Source organism: Leeia sp., assembly GCF_041909055.1.
GTDB classification, from domain to species: domain Bacteria; phylum Pseudomonadota; class Gammaproteobacteria; order Burkholderiales; family Leeiaceae; genus Leeia; species Leeia aquatica.
In genome coordinates, this window is the sequence record NZ_JAYREC010000001.1 from 588,158 (window position 1) to 606,895 (window position 18,738).

Consider the following 18,738-nt stretch of genomic DNA (forward strand, 5'->3'; position numbering starts at 1 on the left):
TGACACCCCCCAAGGAGACAACATGGCTAAGACCATCATTCATACCGACAACGCCCCCAAAGCTATCGGTACCTATTCGCAAGCGGTGAAAGTGGGTGACACCGTGTACCTGAGCGGGCAGATTCCGCTGGATCCGGCCTCCATGCAGCTGGTGGAAGGCATCGAAGCGCAAATTCATCAGATGTTCAAGAATCTGGCTGCGGTGGCGGAAGCAGCAGGCGGCTCGCTAGGTAACCTGGTCAAACTCAATGTGTTCATGACCGACCTCTCCAACTTCGCCAAGGTCAACGAGATCATGGCGCAGTACGTGCCGGAGCCCTTCCCGGCCCGCGCTGCGGTGCAAGTGTCGGCGCTGCCGCGCGGTGCGCTGATCGAAGCCGACGGCGTGCTGGTTCTGGGTTGATGCCCTGCCTGAACCGGCAGGCCAACTTGCCGGTTCAGCCTCGATTCAGCAATGGTGATTCATCATTCACAAAACGCTTGAGCCCATGCGCCGCTCGCGATAAGCTAGCAGCATGCAAGCCAGAAGCCCGCGACACTGGACGACGGGCCGGAACCCTTGACACTGCACATGCAAGAGGAGAACCTCCCGTGATGATTCGCCGCCTGTCGCTGGCCTTGGCCAGCCTCTCCCTGCTGACGGTTGCCACCGTCGGCCATACTGCCACCCCGACTGCGCCTGCCACACCTGCCGCACCCGCGCCCAAGGTTGCAGTTGACCTGAATTCACCGATCGGCCTGTGGGAAACCATTGACGACGAAACCAAGAAACCGAAATCCATTGTGCGACTCTATGACCAGGGTGGCGTGATTTCCGGCAAGGTCGAGAAGCTGCTCAACCGCGCGGCTGGCGATGAAAACCCGCTGTGTACCGAATGCTCGGATGAGCGCAAGGACAAACCCATCCTCGGCATGGTCATCATGTGGGGCATGAAGAAGAGCGAAGACGGCTGGGAAGACGGCAAGATCTTCGACCCCAAGAAGGGCAAAACCTACTCCTGCCAGTTCAAGCTGGCCGAAGGTGGCAAGAAGCTGGAAGTGCGGGGTTATATCGGGGTGGTGGCGCTAGGCCGCACCCAGACCTGGAACCGGGTACAGTAAGCGCTCCGGCCTCGCAAAGGCGTGCTGCGGCACGCCTTTTTCATTTCATCTACGGAGAGAGACATGTCTGCCATCTGGTTTGCCCCGCTGTCGCTGGATACTTTTCATGCCGTGAGCCAAAACACGCTGGCCGAACATCTGGGGATCCGCTTCACTGAAATTGGCGACGATTATCTGGTTGCCACCCTGCCGGTTGACACCCGCACCATGCAGCCGATGGGCCTGCTGCATGGTGGTGCCAGTGTGGTGCTGGCCGAAACCATGGGCAGCCTCGCCAGCTTCTGTGTCATCAACCCGGCCGAGTCAGTCTGCGTTGGCATCGAAGTGAATGCCAATCACGTCCGCGCGGCGCGCAGCGGCTTGGTCACTGGCATTTGTACGCCCTTACATCTTGGCCGCCAGCTCCATGTATGGGATATTCGCATCAGCGACGACGCTGGCAAGCTGGTGTGCGTGTCGCGACTGACCACTTCCATCCAGCCGAAAAGCCGATTGTGACCCGTTGAGCACCGCCGACCCGTTCCTCAAACTGCCCGGATTCACCGCCAGTGTGCGGGACAAGCTGGCCAAGCTGAACCTGCTGCGGCTCGCCGACCTCACCTTGCATTTGCCGCTGCGCTACGAAGACGAAACGCAGTGCTACCCCATCCATGATGCCCCGCACGACCGGGTGGTGGTGGTGGAAGGCGTGATCCGCAAGAGCGAAGTACAGATTCGCCAGCGGCGGCAACTGGTGGCCGAAGTACGTGACGACAGTGGCCGCCTGATTGTCCGCTTTCTCAATTTCTACCCGGCGCAGCAGAAGCAGTGGCAGATCGGCAAGCGGGTTCGGCTAACCGGCGAGGTGCGCACCGGATTCTATGGCCCGGAGATGGTGCATCCCAAGGCCCGCTTTGTCGAAGCAGGCGCACCGCTGCCGGAAGGCTATACCCCGGTCTACCCGACTACGCAGGGGCTGGGCCAGGATACCCTCAAGCGTCTGGTCGAACTTGCGCTCAAGCACAGCCCGCTGACCGACACGCTGCCCGCCAGTCTGCTGCAGCCCCTGCAGCTCCCTGCACTGGAAACCAGCCTGCGCCTGCTGCACCAGCCGCCCCCCGGCACCGATTTGCGCCCCTTGCTGCAACGTCACCATCCTGCCTGGCAACGGTTGAAGTTTGACGAGCTGCTGGCGCAGCAGCTGACCCTGTTGACCAACCGTGCCCGCCGCCGCGCCGTCCCCGCGCCGATTCTACCCAGCCAGGGACGGCTCAGCGGGCCCTTGCTGGCGCGGCTGCCGTTCCAGCTGACGGGCGCTCAACAGCGTGCGGTGGACGTCATCAGTCAGGACCTGCAGCGTCCGGTGCCCATGCAGCGGCTGCTGCAAGGCGACGTCGGCAGCGGCAAGACCATCGTTGCAGCGCTCGCCGCCTTGCAGGCCGTCGAAAATGGCATGCAAGTCGCTTTCATGGCCCCGACCGAACTGCTGGCCGAGCAGCACTATCGCAAACTGGATGAATGGCTGACGCCGCTGGGTGTCCGCATCGGCTGGCTGACCGGCAGCCAGAAGAAGAAAGTGCGTGAGGCGATGCAGGCCGAGATCGCCAGCGGCGAGATTCAGATTGCCGTGGGTACCCACGCGCTGTTTCAGGACAGCGTGCAGTTTGTCAATCTGGCGCTGCTGCTGGTCGACGAGCAGCATCGCTTTGGCGTGGCGCAGCGGCTGCAGTTGCGCAGCAAAGGCGTCGCCAGCAGCGGTGCGCCGCATCAGCTGATGATGTCAGCCACTCCGATTCCGCGTACGCTGGCGATGAGCTATTTTGCCGATCTGGATGTATCGGTGATCGATGAGCTGCCGCCCGGCCGCACCCCCATCGTCACCACCTTGCTGGATAACCGCAAGCGGGAAGCACTGGTAGCACGCGTGGGTGAGGCCTGCCGTAGCCAACAGGCACAAGCCTACTGGGTGTGCCCCTTGATTGAGGAATCCGAGGCGTTGCAGTTGCAGACAGCAGTGGCCACGCACCAGGAACTCTCCACGGTTCTGCCCGACCTCCGCATCGGGCTGGTGCACGGCAAGCTGTCCGCTGCCGACAAGCAGGCCGTGATGCTGGCCTTCAAGGAACACCAGCTGGATATTCTGGTGGCGACCACCGTGATCGAGGTGGGGGTGGATGTGCCGAACGCCAGCCTGATGGTGATTGACCACGCCGAGCGCATGGGGCTGGCACAGCTGCACCAGCTGCGCGGGCGGGTCGGGCGCGGCAGCAAGGCCAGCTACTGTACCTTGCTGTATCAGGCCCCACTGGGCGAGCTGGCCAGCGCCCGGCTGGACCTGATGCGCCGCAGTACCGATGGCTTTGAGATTGCGCGTGAGGACTTGCGCCTGCGCGGCCCCGGCGAGCTGCTGGGCAGCCGGCAAAGTGGCGTGCCGCTGCTGCGCTTCGCCGACCTGGAGCAGGACATGGACCTGCTGGAAGCCGCCCGCAACCTCGCCCCGCGCCTGCTGCGCGAACTGCCCGATATCGCCGCCGACCATCTGGAGCGCTGGCTGGGCTCACGCAGCGGGCTGCTGGATGCCTGAGGGAACGTCGTCCAGCAGCTGGACTCTGAGAGACAAGATCCTTCTGCACGCTGGAGAGCCCACATTCATGCGCTTATTGACCCTGGCCCGGCAAGGGCTTCTGCTACTGTGTGGCATACCCCTGTTTGCATGGGCGACCTCTTGGCAGGATGGCGACCTGATTTTCCAGACTTCACGCTCCAGTCAGAGTAGCGCCGTGCAGATCGCCACGGGTTCCCGCTATTCCCACATGGGCATGCTGGTGCAACAGCGGGGAGAATGGCAGGTGCTGGAAGCGGCGGCCACCGTACGCTATACCCCGCTCGCAGACTGGCTGGCGCGCGGCGTGGGTGGACATGCGGTCATCAAGCGGCTGCGTACACCGTTAACGCCCGCACAGCAGGCAAGCTTGCGCGCCGCGATCCCGGCCTATCTGGGTAAACCCTATGACCTGACTTTCCGCTGGTCCGACCACCGCATCTACTGCTCCGAGCTGGTCTGGAAGCTGTACCAACGCACATTGGGTATCCGGATCGGTCCGCTGCAAAAGGTGCGGGACTTCCGCTTGGCCGACCCGCGCATCCAGGCACAACTGCGCGCCCGCTATGGCGAACAGCTGCCGCTGGACGAGCCGGTGGTATCGCCCGGCGCCATGTTTGACGACGCTCAGCTGCAAACCGTAATGAAGCGCTGATCAGCCCTGCAGCGCCCCCACATCAGGATTCCGACGTTTGCTGGCGCTCCAGGCTACGTGGGTTCAGTTCGGCCCACTGCGCCAGATCGAGCTCGGTGCCATGCGGGCGCAAGTGGGAGAGGAACTGGCGGCTGGCGTGCTCCCAGCCAAACTGTTCGGCATGCTGGCGTGGCAGGCGGCGGTCGATCTCCAGCGCTTGCAGGCAAGCCGTCTTCAGGTCTTCGTGCATCACGCCGGCAGGTGAATCGCCGATCACATCCAGTGGCCCGGTGACCGGGTAGGCGGCAACCGGGCAGCCACAGGCCATGGCTTCGAGCATCACCAGCCCAAAGGTATCGGTCTTGCTGGGGAACACGAAGACCGATGCACTGCGGTAGACCTCGGCCAATTGTTGCGAATCCAGCACGCCCAGCCAGTTAACGCCGGGAAAACGTCGCGCCAGCTGCTCACGCTGGGGCCCCACCCCAGCGACCCACTTGCTGCCGGGCAAGTCCAGCTCCAGAAACGCGGCCAGATTTTTTTCCACCGCCACCCGCCCCACGTAGAGGAAGACCGGGGGTTCAGTGGCCAGCGCATCCGCTCGCCCATCCGGGTGAAAGGTGTTCAGGTCTACTCCGTGCGACCAGGAGGCCACATTGTTGAAGCCGCGTGCCTCCAGATCGCGCCGCACCACTGGCGTCGGCACCATCACCGCCTCGGCAGCACCGTGGAAACGCCGCAGCCAGGCATAGCTCACCGACAGCGGTAAACCGGTGCGCAACTGCACATACTCAGGGAAGCGCGAGTGATAGGCTGTCGTGAACGGAAAGCCATTGTTGAGGCACCAGCGCCGTGCCGCCATGCCAAGCGGGCCTTCGGTGGCGATATGAATCGCATCCGGGTTGTACTCGACAATCCGGCGGCTGACCTTGCGGTAGGGGAACAGCGACAGGCGGATGTCCGGATAGGTGGGCATCGGCATGGTGCGAAAACCTTCCGGGGTCAGAAATTCGACCTGATGGCCCCAGGTTTGCAAGTCTGCTGCGGTGTATTGCAGCGTACGAACCACACCGTTGACTTGCGGCAGCCAGGCATCGGTCACGATCAGGATGCGCATGCGGTGCTCTCCTTGCTCTGAAAAGGTAATTCATACTGTTGCGGCAGGAAGGCTCCGCCCGGCGTCTGCCAGCTGAGGATGCGCAGCTCGCCATTCTCCAGCTCCACCAGCGCAGTCAGGCTTTCCACCCAGTCGCCATCGTTGGCGTACAACACGCCGTTGATGTCGCGCAGTTCCGCCTTGTGGATATGGCCACACACCACACCGTCGAGCCCGCGACGGCGTGCTTCGGCAGCCACCGCCTCTTCAAACTGGCTGACAAAATTGACGGCCTTCTTGACCTTGTGCTTGAGGTATTGCGACAGAGACCAGTAGCCCAGCCCCAGCCGCGCACGCAGCAGGTTGAGCCAGCGGTTGAGCTTGAGGGTAAATTCGTAGGCACGGTCGCCGACAAAGGCCAGCCATTTGGCGCACTGGATGACGCCGTCGAACAAATCGCCATGCAGCACCAGCATGCGCCGACCGTCGGCCAGGGTATGCACCACTTCGTCGGCAATATGGATGTCACCGAAGGACAAGCCGATGAACTGGCGGATAGCCTCGTCATGGTTGCCGGGAATGAAGGTGACCTGGGTGCCTTTACGCGCCTTGCGTAGCAGCTTCTGCACCACGTCGTTATGGCTCTGTTTCCAGAACCATTGCCGTCGCAGCGCCCAGCCATCGACGATATCGCCGACCAGAAACAGGTAGTCCGATTCGGTATGCTTGAGGAAATCCAGCAGGTAGTCCGCTTGGCATCCGGCAGTACCCAGATGGATATCCGAGATGAAAATGCTGCGGAAACGGTGTCGCTGGCCGGTGTGCTCCGGTTCCTGATCAAGCCAGTCTGGGCGGGGGGCAGGGGCATTCACGCCCCTGATCTTGCCCGCACCGGGTTACATCACCATGACACCAACATGACAGCCGTGTGTCAGGCACTGGCCGGTGGTACAGCCGCTAGCCCGCCGTACTCCGCTGCAAATGGGCCAGGATGTGTGGATAGACGTCCTGCGCCGCCTGCTTGCCAAAGATGCAGTCGATATGGCCGTAACCGTCGATCACCGTGCGCTGGTAGAGGCTGCTGCCAAAAGTTTCACACAGCATGTCGTAAGTCAGTGCCGTACTTTCCGGCAAGAAGCAGGCATTTTCGCTACCGTGAATGAAACTGACAGGTTTGTGGAAATGCTGCAGCACCCTGGCTCGCGCCTCGGCCTCTTCCGGCAAGTACACATCCTCACCATCAGCGGCCACCACCTTGCCCTCCCGCACCATTCGTGCGAGGTGGGCAATACTTTCGATGTTGGCAATACCAAACCATTCGCCTAGCGTATCGTGGGTCAACTCATTCAGTTGCGCATGCTCATACAGCAGGGCATACATGAAGCTGATTCGATGGCACACCGCACTATGGCAGCCCTCGTCACGCGGAATGGCCGGATTCAGTGTCAAGGCCATGTCATACAGGCGGCTGAACCAGCCCGGGTCCTTGTCGACAAAGGCATCCAGGGTATCCACCCCGAGCACCTCCAGCGCTTCCGGCAAGTGCAAGCCTGCCCGCAAGCGGTTGGAGAACGGTGCCTTCACATGTCCGGCCACCTGTGAGAACAGGGCGGAACGCACGCCAGGCATGCCTGCCGCCATCGCCATGAACAGCGTACTGGCCCCAAAGCAGTGGCCGATGACATGAATGCTGTCCTGTCCGGTCAAGGCACACACCTTGGCGACCGCCGCCGGCCAGTCGCGTCGCGCCACATCATCACCGGTAAAGGGGGTACGACAGGATGGCAGGGCAATGCTGGCGCGGAAATCCAGCAGCCAGACGTCGTAGCCATGCGCATACAGATATTCCAGCAGGTTGGTGTCGATGGTATCGAGCGAGAAAATGGTACTGGCGACCCCCAGCCCGTGTCCCAGCAACACCGTCCCCTTGTCGCCCCCCCGGTAGCGACTCAGCCGCAGAGTGACGCCATCATCGGTCTGTACCGGGTAAAGCTGGGGCAGCGGGACTCGCAGCGCCCGCTTCTTGCGCAAACGGGTATCGTCCACCTCGCTGCTGCCAAAAGGATAATGGGTCAAGCCGCCCAGGTAGCTGTCCACCAGCTTGCCCGCGAAGAAGCGTCCAAAGCGGGCCATGGCAGACAAGCGCTCACTGACGCTGCTGGCATGCAATACCTGCAGGGTTTGCATCTGTTTGAGGAAGTCCAGCGGCTGGATATGCAGGATACCCACCCCCAGCACCGGCGCTTGCGCGTCCAGCCCTTCGTGCACGCTGACATACAGGGTGGTGGTATCGGCCCACATGTCAAACAGCGGATCATCGCGGATGATTTTCTCACCCGAGAAAAACCAGCTGCGCCCATCCGGCGCATGCAGCTGCATCTGGTAGCGCATATTGCGGGTATCCACCTGCTCGGCATTATCCGTCAGCAGCTGGAAACGGCCATGGCTGGTGGTCAAGGGCTCTGCACACAGGGCGGGGGCCTGTACGGTACCGATCAGGCCTGCCCGATGCGCGGGCTCATCCAGCAGTTGCGTCAGGTCATCGCTCTCGATGGTCAAGGTAAAGGACAGCGGCGAAGCTGCGGCCTCACCCTGCAGGTAACCCTGCTGAAAACCGGCGGCATCCGCCTGCTTCACCGCAGTCGAAAAATAGCCCTTCATGGTTTCCGTAAAGCGGATACCCACCGGCGGCGGCGCAAGCGGTGTGGCCGGATGGGAAGGCAGGCTGACATCCAGCGTCCAGCCTTGCTGAGTAGCCCACAGCATCAGGCTGCGTTCCGCCAGCGCCGTGATGGTGAACAAGGGGTTCACCCCCAGCGAGGTCGGCATGATGGCCCCATCCAGTACAAACAGCCCCGGGTGGACGCTGTCGCCCTGCTCGCCGGCAAACACCTGCCCCAGATGGTTGACCACCCCCTGCTCTGCCCGCTCCCCCATGCCACACCCGCCCAGCGGATGCACGGTGATCAGCTCTTTGTCCAGCAACGACGTCCACATCGGGTTCCGCACGAACTCGCCACCCTCGGCAAAACTGAGGTCACGCAGCACCGCATTATCGCGCTGGAATACCGGCAGCTCACCCACCTGTGGCCACACTACCTGCACCCGGTCTTCCGCATCCAGCGCCAGGCGGCCTCCCGCGCCATCGTGGCTCATCACCAGATAGGTCTGGGTATGCTGAACCGCACCATGGTAGGCACCCAGAATCACGCTTTCTGTTTCGCGCAGCTGGCGGCGGGCAGCAGCCAGCATGCCATCATCCGGGCTCTCCGCCAGGGTAGCGTCAGCAGCGGCAAATGCCGCGGGCAACAGGCTGGCCATGGCGCCGGGCAGGCTACCCTCTTCAATCACGTAGCCCTCCTGCACCTGACTGCTGCCACGCTGGTCAATCAAGCCGGTAATGCAAGGCCCCACCGGATCCGCCAGATCCGGCGCACGGGTACCGTCACCGATACCATTGACGCGTTGCTCCAAGTTATAGGCAAACGCCAGCACGTCACCATTACCCGTGAAGTGCTGACCCAGCTGCGCAGACAAGGGCAAGCCCTGCTGGCGCGAGCGCAACAGGATCTCGGTAGACCCCAGGCTGCCCGCACCCAGTACCACCTGACTGGCGGTAAGACACAGCAGTTCGTCACCAAACCGGTCACGCCCAGTATCCAGCAACTGATAGTAGACCTGCCAACGCTGCTGCGCGGCATCCCAGGCCAGGTGATGGACCTGCACCTCACAATAGATTTCCGCACCGTGGTTGCGGGCATCCGGCAGGTAGTTCATCAGTGTGGTATTTTTGGCCGATACATTACAGCCGGACACACAATCGCCACAGCCGGTACAGGGTTGCTGCATCACGCCCACATGATTGGGGCCATCCACCGTGAAATTGACATTGATCGGTGGTCGCGTACAGCTGGCGGGCAGGCTGTCGGCCATCTGCTGCAGCACCTGCAGTTTGGCGGGTGTGGGCCGGTCTGCCGGATAAGGCTGCGGCTTCAGCATGTCGCGTGCACGCTGATACCCTGCCTTGCGTCCTGACTCATCCTGCCGCAAGACGGCAGGCCAGCGAGGATGGTCAAACACGCGGGGGTCCGCTTCCAGCGACACGTTGGCGTTCACCAGCGAGGTGCCGCCCAGGCCACAGCCCAGAAACACGTGCATGTCGTCATGCAGGCGCAGGTCATACAGTGCGGTTGACCGACCGCCCGAGAGCCCGCCCTTGCGCCACTGGAACTGCCCTGCTGCTTCTCCGACTGTATCCGGATACTCGCCGGGTTGCAGCTCTGCGCCCCGCTCCAGCACGCACACGCTCAACGCACTGCCATCGCTACGGCGCATGCGCGCCAGACGCGATGCCGCCACCCCGCCACCATAGCCGCTACCGACCACCACAGCATCATAATGGGCTTGCAGGCGATCAATGGGCAGTGACAAACGAATCAGGCCAGATTGCGACATGGTATTCCCTTTCTTGAACGATCAGGCTGCCAACAGGCCATAGCCCGGCAGCAGCTCCAGCAGCACATATTGCCGGTGCCGTAACAATGCATCATGAAAGCGTTTCCAGTGGCTGTGCTGGAAAGCCGGGGTCCACGGATAAACCTGCCCTTTCGGCTGCACCTCTGCCAGCTCGCCCAAGGCCTGCGCCTTCCACGAGCCTGGCCCCTTGGCCAGATAGGTCAGTCTTTCCTTGATTGGTTCACCGCTGGCATCATGGAAACGGCCGTGCGCAATGGCATCCAGCCAGACCTGATGGCGGACCTCACCGTCTTCATCCTGCGTCTGCCACAACAGCTGGTCCAGTGCGCTGAAATCCGGCAGCGTCACCGCCAGATCCGGATCACCTGCGCGATAACGGCAACAGGCCACATACAGCGCCCGTGCGGCCGCAGCAAAGTCCTGGGCATTATTGCGCTCGACCGCCTCCCCCCAGCCATTGTGATAACGCCAGTGCAGCCAGGGCAAGTCCGGCCAGGACAAGGCCGCACCATGCCCCAGTGGCAACACCGCCCCGACCAGCTCCCCGGTCAAGGCTTCGACCTGCTCCCGAAAGTACTCGGATAAGCGCTTGATCAGGCTGAGTGGGGAATGGCCATGCTCATCCTGCAGTTTGGTGGCCCGGTTGACCGCATGCTGCAGGCCGCAAAATCCCTGATGCGCCCAGGTATCCGCGTACACATGCAGCACAATCCCCAGCCGATGCAAATCCGGCGTCTGCCCGCGCTGCCGGATCAGGTCCGCCACCATGCGGCGGGCGGGCGGACTATCAGGGCGACAGATCATGCGGCGAATGAAGCTGTGCTCATCCGTTGTCGTCAGCGGGGTATCCAGCCCGTCATTGCCCGGCAGAAAATGAAACGGGATCCACGCATAGTGATCCGCCAGCTCGTCAAAGTTGCGGTAGTCCAGCATTTTGTGTGCGGAAGCAATCCGCTCGTACAGCATACGGTTATCAAAGTGGATCAGGCCCTGGTTGGTGGCATCGTCCACATACTGCGCACTGTGGGCAATGATACCGGCCTCCTCAGACGAGAAGCCTGCCATTCGGGCCACCACCCAGGTCACACCATGGTGAAAATCGATCTGCATGCCTTGCTCCCCGCGTACTGATCTGTCGTTATAGGCAAAAACCTGATGGCAAACCAGCCTTCGCCAAAGAAAAACCCCGCCGCAGCGGGGTAAGACTGGCCATCCGGACAGGGCGCCTCAGTCCGACTTGTGCGAGCCGCTCAGCAGACTTTCAATAGGCCGGTCACGCCGCAAGGCCTCCACCGCATCACTCACCTTGCGCACGGCGATGCGGTCCGGGCAGAAGAAATCGTCATACAGCACGTTCAGCTGACGATTGATCGCCCACTTGCGGAAAAACTGCCAGCTGGGGTTGCGCGGTTCACGCCAGGTACGGGTCCTGTCGTCACCGATGGCGTACAGTTTCTGCTCGTGCGAGGCACAGCGCATGCCTTCACGGGTAATGTTGACCGCCCCGTTTTCGCTCAACACCTTCAGCGTATAGCGCACCACCCCATCCGACGTGACATGCAGGCTGCCGACATCAATGAAGAACTGGTTGGTGGTACCCGAAGTGACGGTAAAGCGCACCCAATCCGGCTTGTCCGGAAACGGTGGCAAAGCAGCTTTCACTTCCACCCACGGCTGCTCGGTATCATCAATCAGGTCGGTTTCTTCAGCCTGCGCAGTTATCGCCAGCCCGGTCAACACCAGCGCGGCCATCCAACGGAATGTCATGTCTACCTTACTCCTGTTTACATCAATGTCGCGGGATCGGTATTGGCCCCGCACAGCAGCACCCCGACCCGCTCACCCGGCTGCGGCTGGTATTGCCCGCTGAGCAAGGCCGCCAGTGCGGTCGCCCCGCCGGTCTCCACCAGCAAGCGACATTGCTGCCACAGTGCACGGCGTGCCGACAGAATGGCTTCATCATCCACCTGCACCACCGCCGCCACATGCTGCTGGGTGACCGGAAACGCCAGCTCACCAATCCGGCGCGATCCCAGCGAATCCGCCGCAACCCCGCCTACCGCCACATCCACCGGTTGCCCGGCCTGACGTGCGGCAAACAAGGTCGGCGCCGTAAAGGGCTCCACCGCCACCACTTTGACCCGCCCCGCATACCAGGCTGCCATCCCGCCGATCAAGCCGCCTCCGCCCACCGCCACCAGCACGGTATCCAGCTGGGATTGCTGCTCCCACTCCTGCGCCAGCGTACCCTGCCCGGCCAGCACAGATTCCTGATCGTAAGCATGCACGGTCAACGCGCCGGTCTCCGCCGCACGTTGCTGGCTGGCGGCCAGCGCTTCGGCGTAGTTGGCACCATGCAGGTGCACCGTCGCACCGAGACCGCGCAGCCGTTCCACCTTGGCAGCAGGCGCAGCGGCAGGCACAAAGATTTCCGCCTGTGCCCCCAGACGCTGCGCGGCCAGCGCCACCGCAATGCCATGGTTACCCCCGGAGGCGGCAATCACGCCGACCGCCGGTACGGGTTGCGACAGCAGGGTATTAAACGCCCCCCGCGCCTTGAACGAACCACCATGCTGCAGGTGCTCCAGTTTGAGCGTCAATTCCAAATCCAGCCCAAAGCAGCCCAATCCTGGGCGCAACACCGGGGTTTCACGGACAAAGCCGCGGATACGGGCGGCTGCTTCACGAATCAGATCGGGGGTCACTGGCAGAGGTGCGGGCACGGGGTCGTCCTGTTCTGCGCCGCGACAGCGGCAATGTGCCGATTCTACCCTGTCTGCCACAGCCTTGCAGGGCAGACTGCTATACTGCGCGTTTTCTCGATGCGGGGGCTTGCATGTCGATTTTGCGTCCATGGTTTGCCAGCCGCTGGCATGCGGTCTGGAGTAGCCTGTTTCTGCTGGTGCTGCTGGCCAGCTGGTGGCAACCGATCTGGCCGTATGAGCAAGCCCTGCACAACAGCCTGACGCTGGTTGGCCTGTTGTGGCTGACCTGGCTGCAGCGCCGCTACCCGCTCAGCGCCACCGAGCTCGGCGGCATCCTGCTGTTCCTGATGCTGCACAGCGTGGCCGCCCGCTGGCTGTACAGCAACGTGCCCTACCTGCAGTGGTGGCAGATGCTGACCGGCAGCACCCTGCCCGACATGCTGGGCGGCCAGCGCAACCACTTCGATCGCTTGGTACATTTTATGTACGGAGCTTGCCTCACCCCGGCCCTGAGCCGGGTGTTGAGCGCCGGGCGGCAGCGGGTCAGCCGCCAAGGCTTCTGGCGCGCCGTGCAGCTGATTGTGGTCAGCAGCGTCGCCTATGAGTGGTTTGAGTGGCTGATCGCCATCAGCCTCTCACCCCACGATGCCGAAGCCTACAATGGCCAGCAGGGCGATATGTGGGATGCCCACAAGGACATGCTGCTGGCCACCCTCGGTAGCCTGCTGTGGGGGTTGCGTTATGCCCGTGCGCCACGTGAATCAGGGGCGGTCATACCATCGTGATGTTGCAGGCTGTCCGCCGGGGCCTCTGCCCGCTGGTTCAGCCCATAATCCCGGCTCACACTGGCCACCCGCAAGCGGTAATCACGAAACACCCCTGCCCGCCCAGCCGCTTGCGTCTGCCGGTGCGAGAGGTGATTGCGCCAACGCACGACCGCCGCCTCGTCCTCCCAGAAGGACAATGAGAGTAATTTGTCTGGGGACACTAGGCTGGCAAAACGCTCCACCGAGATAAACCCGGCTTGCTGCTGCAAGTGCGCGGCCAGTTCAGCCGCCAGCTGCAGATAGTGGGGACGCTCGGCTTCATCCAGCCAGACTTCAAAAATGACGGCAATCATTGGGATACCTCTTGGCGCAGGTCAGGAATACGCCCATTCAGTGAGCGCAGGTAAGAAACAGATTGGGGCAGTGCGGGCATGGGCAGTGGCACGGCTTCACGCAACAGGTTGCTGGCCAGCGTAAACGCCAGTGCCTGGCCTGGGCAGGTATGCGCGCCATGCCCAAAGCCAAACAAACGGGGTGCAGGCCGCTCCGGCCAAAAGCGGTCCGGCTCCGGGTTGGCCGCCGGATCACGCTGGGCTGCAGCCAGCAATACCAGAATCACCGCCCCGGCAGGCAGCCGCTGCCCGGCAACCTCGGCATCTTCCACCACAAAGCGGCGGGTGTTTTGTACCGGACCATAGCAGCGTGCGCTTTCCACCACCCAGCTCATCCAGTCTCGCGCGGGATCATGCAAGGGCACGCCTGCTTGCCGGCAAGCCAGTGCGGCATGGCCAATCAGGGCTGCGGTGGCTTCGTAGGTTTGTGACAGCAAGCCCAGCAGATTGGCATGGCGTGCTGCATCCGGCAGCCCCGGCACAGCACGCATCGCCTGCTGCAAGGCTGCGAGCGGCGTACCTTCGGCCAGCGGCTGCTGCATCAGCCCGTCCATTGCCAGGCTCAGCTGCGTGGCAGCATCGCTGGCCTGCTGTAACTGTGTAGTCGTACTCAATGGCGACAGACAAGCCACAAAGGCCGCGATCCATGCGGGCAGGCAAGCCGCCTGGGATGGGGCAAACCCCAGCAGCTCGCCTACCAGCTGCACCGGCAGGTGAAATGCCAGACGCTGCCAGCCCGCGGCACCCTGCAGCAGCACCCGCTGATCACGCACCCGCGCCTGGCATAGCGCCGCCACCTGCTGCAGGTCCAGCCGCGCCAGATGCTGTTGCAGCAGCGGTTTGAGCTCCGGGTGAGGGGTGGCATCGTTCATGCGCACCAGCCAGCGAAACACCTCACCTGCCGGACTTCCGGCAATAGTGGCAGGCACCGGCTCCTGTGCCGGGCGTACCCGGCACGCCGGATGGGTCAGTACCGCAGTCACATCCTCAGCACGGCTGGCGATCCACAGACCGCGCTGCGGATCATGCTGCAAACCGCCCTGCGCCCTCAGCTGGGTGTAATGGGGCCAGGGATCGGCCAAGGTTGGCAGGTCAAGCAATTCAGGGATCGGCATCATTCAGGCTTTCTTTGCGAACACCGACGTATTGTGTATGCTGGCCCATCGGCTTGATTCGATGGAGATCGAAACATGAATGATGAGAGTGCAGATGCCCGTCTGGCACGAGTCGCCGCTGCGCTGGCCGAGCCTGCCCGTGCCCGCATGCTGTGCAGCTTGCTCGATGGCCGCGCACGCACGGCCACCGAGCTCGCCACGGTGGCCGAGGTGGCCCCCTCTACTGCCAGCAGCCATCTGGCACGCTTGCAGCAGGAGCACTGGATAGACTGTCTGGTGCAAGGCCGTCACCGCTACTATCGCCTCAGCGCCGGGCCGGCAGCAGGGGCCCTGGAGGCCCTGCTCAATGTCGCCGGGCACACAGCTGCCCCCTTTCAGCCCAGTACACCGCACCATCTGCTGGACTTGCGTACGTGCTATGACCACATGGCCGGACGCGTGGCAGTGGCCCTGCACGACCGCCTGTTTGAACTGGGCTGGCTCAGCAACCCGGAGACTTATCAGCTACAAACCACCGGCCAGCATGCCTTGCAGGCACTGGGGCTGGACTGGGCGGCGGTGAACAAGCCTCGGCGCAAACCGGCTTGCGCCTGCCTGGACTGGAGTGAGCGCCGCCCGCATCTGGGCGGGGTACTGGGCGCCGCGCTGCTGCAACTGGCCCGTCAGCGCCAGTGGGTACAGCAAGACCTCGACAGCCGCCGCCTGCAGCTCACCCGCCAAGGCCAGCACGCCTTGCAACAGCATTTTGGCCTGACGCTGCACTGATCCCGGTCAGGTCAGCACCGCCCCGTCCATCCACAGCTGCAATGCCCCCTCGCTGGAAAAGTGCAGCAGGGGCATGCCCTGCAGCAGCGCGGGGAGCAAGGCATCATACTTCCCCTTTCCGGCCTCTGCGCCGCTACGCAGGCCGCCCGCCTGCTCCAGCCCGGCCAGATGGGAGGCCAGTGCAGCCGTGGTATGCAGACTCCAGTCCAGCTCCCGATTCTGTGCGAGCATCGCCTTGAAGGCATCCTTGAAAGGGTAGTTCTCCGGCAGCATCAGCTTGCCTTCCTGATCAAAGCTCAAGGCCTCTGGCGCATAGGGGATGTTGTGTGCTGCCAGCGCAGTCTTCATTTGCCCCTCTGATCGTTGACGCATGGTCTCGACATTACTGGCACTGGGCAGCAACAGGCTATCTGCTACCTCATGAATGGATTTCACACCCGACTCCGCAGCCAGCCGTGCCTGGGCCTCGGTCGAAATATGGGTCACGCTGGCAGGGTTTGCCGCCGGGGTGGCAACCGTTGCCGCCGCACGCGAAGCGGGTTTGCTGTAAGCCGTACTGAACAGGCTGGACAAGGCCGAGAGCGGATTCATGACGGGCTCGCTTTCAGGGTTGAGGCGAGACTGACCAGCAACCTCCGTGCCAGGCTTGCCCTGCACCGCCCGCCGGACTAGAGTGGTGTGGCCCTGCCACTGGAGCCCACCATGGAACCACAAGAGCACCCTCTACGCTTTCATCATGAGCACGCCCACCTGAACCCAACCTTCGGCAGTGACCGCTTTGGCCAGCGTGCCGAAGCCTTCGCCCGCTTCTTTGGTACACCGCTATTTCTCGGCGTGCAGACTCTCGGCGTGGTGCTGTGGATCATTGCCAATGCGATAGGCTGGGTGCACTATGACCCCTACCCCTTTATCCTGCTCAACCTGGCTTTCAGCGTGCAGGCTGCTTATGCCGCACCGCTGATCCTGCTGGCGCAAACCCGACAAGCCGAACGCGACAAGGCGCACGCCACCGCCGATGCGCGCCACCGCGAAGCATTGGCGCTGGAGGCAGCCCGCCATTCATCGCAGATGATGGAATTGCTGAAGCTGAATACTGAGCTGACCCAAGCCACCCGGCAAATGACCGAACGCATTGATCACCTGACCGAAGAGCTGCACCGCCATATCCTGCGCAGTACCGCGACGCCTGATCCCTCTTGAAGGCCTCAGCTGCGCGGAGGCTGAGGCTCACTCAGTAACCAGCGGAACAACCCTGCCGCCGCCGCTGCGCCAAGCAGCTGCGACAGGATGAAGCCCGGCACATCCTGCGGGCGGATGCCGGCAAAAGTATCGCTGAGCGCCCGTGCCAGCGTTACCGCCGGGTTGGCAAAGGAGGTGGACGAGGTAAACCAGTAGGCCGCCGTGATGTACGCCGCCACCGCAAACGGGGTGATGCCCGGTCGGTGCCGCGAGCAGCTAAGAATCACCCCCATCAGGCCAAAGGTGGCCACGCCTTCGCTCCAGCATTGCGCCAGGCCACTGCGGGCGTGCAGGGAAGCTGAGAACAGCGGCTCGCCAAACATCAGATGGGCGGCCGCCACGCCAGTCAAGGCTCCCAGTACCTGCACCAGCACATAGCCCGGTAATTCGGCCCCACGCAGTTGTCCTTGCCACGCCGCTACCAGGCTCACCACCGGGTTGAAATGCGCGCCGGACACCGGTCCGAAGGTCAGGATCAGGGCAAGCAGCCCTGCCCCCGTCGCCAGCGTATTGGCCAGCAATGCCAACCCCACGCTGCCACTGGCCAGCCGCTCGCCCATGATGCCGGACCCCACCACCACCGCCAGCAGGAATGCGGTCCCGAGGGCCTCCGCCACCAGTCTCCGGCCCAGCGTCATACTGACATCTCGCCAATCGCCCGCATCTCGCGCAATACAGTGTCCCGTTCCATGCTGGACACCGGCAGGTCCACAAAGCGCTGTACCTTGGCACGAATCTGCGCAAATACCTTGCTGAACGCCGCACGCCGCTCCTCATCACTGCCAGCTACGGCTGCCGGGTCCTCAAACCCCCAGTGCGCCGAAATCGGCTGCCCCGGCCACACCGGGCACACTTCGCCTGCCGCGTTATCACACACCGTCACAATGAAATCCATGCGCGGCGCATCTGGTCCGGCGAACTCATCCCAGCTTTTACTGCGCAAGGCATCGGTCGGGTAGCCGATTGCGGCCACCTGCTCCACCGCAAACGGGTTCACCTTCCCGGTGGGAAAGCTGCCGGCACTCCAGGCACGAAAACGGCCTTGGCCCAAGGTGGTGATCAGGGCTTCCGCCATGATGCTGCGGGCCGAGTTGCCGGTGCACAGCACCAGCACATGCATGGGATGGTCGATCATGATGAGTACACTCAGGTTTAAAGAAAAACAGAAGGGATCACGGCTGCCCCGGCTCGGCGCAACCCGGCGCACCCACAGGCGCACAGCAGCTCGCACCACTGCAGCAGTTCTCGGTGAGGTAGGCCAGCAGGGCATTCATGGTGGCAAAGTTGGCGGCATAGATGACAAAGCGTCCTTCCTGCCGCGAGCTCACCATCTGCGCCAGCGTCAATTCCTTCATATGGAACGACACCGAAGAAGGCGGCATGCCCACCAGCTCACCGATTTTCCCGGCAGCCAGCCCCGCAGGCCCGGCCTGCACTAAGGCACGAAAAATGGCGAGGCGGGCTTCGTGTGCCAGCGCCGACAAAGCAGCAACGATCGGACTTTTCATGATATTTCTATAATAATTGAAATATTGTTTAACGTAAAGGGTTTTGCCTCAGCCCAATCGGGCTCATCGAGAATAAAACACGCAGGAATGATTTGATCAGCACAAAAGAAAACGGCCCACATTGCTGTGGGCCGCTTGAATACTGGTGGGTGATGAGTGGCTCGAACACTCGACCTACGGATTAAGAGTCCGCTGCTCTACCAACTGAGCTAATCACCCAAATTGTCGTGGCCATTGCTGATCGACCCCGACATATTACCCTGTTTTTGGTGGGTCGTGCGGGACTCGAACCTGCGACCAACGGATTAAAAGTCCGCTGCTCTACCGACTGAGCTAACGACCCTCAAACAAGAGAAGCG

At 62.5% G+C, this 18,738-nt stretch carries 20 protein-coding genes and 2 tRNA genes; 8 read left to right on the forward strand and 14 right to left on the reverse strand.

Annotated features, from left to right (window positions below):
- Positions 1-22 precede the first annotated feature (22 nt).
- From ACE3O2_RS03370 to ACE3O2_RS03390, 5 genes are all read left to right on the forward strand, one after another.
- Positions 23-403 carry a RidA family protein gene (locus ACE3O2_RS03370; RefSeq protein WP_168876448.1) on the forward strand — a complete coding sequence of 127 codons (381 nt, stop codon included), beginning with the start codon at positions 23-25 and terminating at the stop codon, positions 401-403.
- A gap of 191 nt (positions 404-594) precedes the next feature.
- Positions 595-1,101, forward strand: coding sequence for a DUF2147 domain-containing protein (locus ACE3O2_RS03375; RefSeq protein ID WP_374335522.1), 507 nt, complete (start codon positions 595-597; stop codon positions 1,099-1,101).
- A 63-nt stretch (positions 1,102-1,164) separates the two neighbouring features.
- Positions 1,165-1,599 (forward strand): hotdog fold thioesterase, encoded by a 435-nt coding sequence (locus ACE3O2_RS03380; RefSeq protein WP_374334796.1) that lies wholly within the window; start codon positions 1,165-1,167, stop codon positions 1,597-1,599.
- Positions 1,600-1,603: 4 nt separating this feature from the next.
- Complete coding sequence (gene recG, locus ACE3O2_RS03385) at positions 1,604-3,664, forward strand: ATP-dependent DNA helicase RecG (protein ID WP_374334797.1); 2,061 nt, start codon at positions 1,604-1,606, stop codon at positions 3,662-3,664.
- A 67-nt stretch (positions 3,665-3,731) separates the two neighbouring features.
- Positions 3,732-4,337 carry a YiiX family permuted papain-like enzyme gene (locus ACE3O2_RS03390; protein ID WP_374334798.1) on the forward strand — a complete coding sequence of 202 codons (606 nt, stop codon included), beginning with the start codon at positions 3,732-3,734 and terminating at the stop codon, positions 4,335-4,337.
- A gap of 22 nt (positions 4,338-4,359) precedes the next feature.
- Here ACE3O2_RS03390 and ACE3O2_RS03395 read toward each other — a convergent pair whose 3' ends face one another.
- The 6 genes from ACE3O2_RS03395 to ACE3O2_RS03420 all read right to left on the reverse strand — a co-directional run bounded on the left by ACE3O2_RS03395 (position 4,360) and on the right by ACE3O2_RS03420 (position 12,611).
- Positions 4,360-5,433 carry a glycosyltransferase family 4 protein gene (locus ACE3O2_RS03395; protein ID WP_374334799.1) on the reverse strand — a complete coding sequence of 358 codons (1,074 nt, stop codon included), beginning with the start codon at positions 5,431-5,433 and terminating at the stop codon, positions 4,360-4,362.
- Positions 5,421-6,284, reverse strand: coding sequence for a UDP-2,3-diacylglucosamine diphosphatase (locus ACE3O2_RS03400; RefSeq protein ID WP_308418705.1), 864 nt, complete (start codon positions 6,282-6,284; stop codon positions 5,421-5,423). Before ACE3O2_RS03400 ends, ACE3O2_RS03395 begins: the two co-directional genes overlap by 13 nt.
- Positions 6,285-6,369: 85 nt before the next feature.
- The gene (locus ACE3O2_RS03405) at positions 6,370-9,867 is read right to left on the reverse strand and encodes a GMC oxidoreductase (RefSeq protein WP_374334800.1); all 3,498 of its coding nucleotides are present in this window, start codon (positions 9,865-9,867) and stop codon (positions 6,370-6,372) included.
- A gap of 21 nt (positions 9,868-9,888) precedes the next feature.
- Positions 9,889-10,998 (reverse strand): DUF6765 family protein, encoded by a 1,110-nt coding sequence (locus ACE3O2_RS03410; RefSeq protein WP_374334801.1) that lies wholly within the window; start codon positions 10,996-10,998, stop codon positions 9,889-9,891.
- Positions 10,999-11,115: 117 nt separating this feature from the next.
- Positions 11,116-11,655 (reverse strand): CNP1-like family protein, encoded by a 540-nt coding sequence (locus ACE3O2_RS03415; RefSeq protein WP_374334802.1) that lies wholly within the window; start codon positions 11,653-11,655, stop codon positions 11,116-11,118.
- Between the two features lie 17 nt (positions 11,656-11,672).
- On the reverse strand, positions 11,673-12,611 hold the full coding sequence (locus ACE3O2_RS03420) for a threonine/serine dehydratase (protein ID WP_374334803.1): 939 nt from the start codon (positions 12,609-12,611) through the stop codon (positions 11,673-11,675).
- Positions 12,612-12,724: 113 nt separating this feature from the next.
- Here ACE3O2_RS03420 and ACE3O2_RS03425 point away from each other — a divergent pair, with 113 nt between their 5' ends.
- Entirely contained in the window at positions 12,725-13,378 is a 654-nt protein-coding gene (locus ACE3O2_RS03425; RefSeq protein WP_374334804.1) for a DUF2238 domain-containing protein, read from the forward strand.
- Here the strand turns inward: ACE3O2_RS03425 and ACE3O2_RS03430 are convergent.
- Both ACE3O2_RS03430 and ACE3O2_RS03435 read right to left on the reverse strand, forming a co-directional pair.
- The gene (locus tag ACE3O2_RS03430) at positions 13,333-13,713 is read right to left on the reverse strand and encodes an antibiotic biosynthesis monooxygenase (protein ID WP_374334805.1); all 381 of its coding nucleotides are present in this window, start codon (positions 13,711-13,713) and stop codon (positions 13,333-13,335) included. The two genes, ACE3O2_RS03425 and ACE3O2_RS03430, sit on opposite strands and share 46 nt — an antisense overlap.
- Entirely contained in the window at positions 13,710-14,870 is a 1,161-nt protein-coding gene (locus tag ACE3O2_RS03435) for a cytochrome P450 (RefSeq protein ID WP_374334806.1), read from the reverse strand. Before ACE3O2_RS03435 ends, ACE3O2_RS03430 begins: the two co-directional genes overlap by 4 nt.
- A gap of 72 nt (positions 14,871-14,942) precedes the next feature.
- Here ACE3O2_RS03435 and ACE3O2_RS03440 point away from each other — a divergent pair, with 72 nt between their 5' ends.
- Positions 14,943-15,632, forward strand: a complete 690-nt coding sequence (locus ACE3O2_RS03440) for an ArsR/SmtB family transcription factor (protein ID WP_374334807.1) — start codon at positions 14,943-14,945, stop codon at positions 15,630-15,632.
- Between the two features lie 6 nt (positions 15,633-15,638).
- Here the strand turns inward: ACE3O2_RS03440 and ACE3O2_RS03445 are convergent, their stop codons facing one another.
- Positions 15,639-16,223, reverse strand: coding sequence for a hypothetical protein (locus tag ACE3O2_RS03445; protein ID WP_374334808.1), 585 nt, complete (start codon positions 16,221-16,223; stop codon positions 15,639-15,641).
- Between the two features lie 111 nt (positions 16,224-16,334).
- Here ACE3O2_RS03445 and ACE3O2_RS03450 point away from each other — a divergent pair, with 111 nt between their 5' ends.
- Positions 16,335-16,832: a DUF1003 domain-containing protein gene (locus ACE3O2_RS03450; RefSeq protein ID WP_374334809.1), complete on the forward strand. Its 498-nt coding sequence runs from the start codon at positions 16,335-16,337 to the stop codon at positions 16,830-16,832.
- Between the two features lie 5 nt (positions 16,833-16,837).
- On the opposite strand, the gene ACE3O2_RS03455 is transcribed toward ACE3O2_RS03450, so the two are convergent.
- The 5 genes from ACE3O2_RS03455 to ACE3O2_RS03475 form a co-directional block, all read right to left on the reverse strand.
- On the reverse strand, positions 16,838-17,488 hold the full coding sequence (locus tag ACE3O2_RS03455) for an aquaporin (RefSeq protein ID WP_374334810.1): 651 nt from the start codon (positions 17,486-17,488) through the stop codon (positions 16,838-16,840).
- Between the two features lie 17 nt (positions 17,489-17,505).
- The gene (locus ACE3O2_RS03460; RefSeq protein ID WP_374334811.1) at positions 17,506-18,006 is read right to left on the reverse strand and encodes an arsenate reductase ArsC; all 501 of its coding nucleotides are present in this window, start codon (positions 18,004-18,006) and stop codon (positions 17,506-17,508) included.
- Positions 18,007-18,043: 37 nt separating this feature from the next.
- A complete protein-coding gene (locus ACE3O2_RS03465; protein ID WP_374334812.1) occupies positions 18,044-18,379 on the reverse strand; it encodes an ArsR/SmtB family transcription factor in 336 nt (111 codons plus the stop codon).
- A 143-nt stretch (positions 18,380-18,522) separates the two neighbouring features.
- Positions 18,523-18,598: transfer RNA gene (locus tag ACE3O2_RS03470), tRNA-Lys, on the reverse strand.
- Between the two features lie 48 nt (positions 18,599-18,646).
- Positions 18,647-18,722, reverse strand: a tRNA-Lys gene (locus tag ACE3O2_RS03475).
- Positions 18,723-18,738 lie beyond the last annotated feature (16 nt).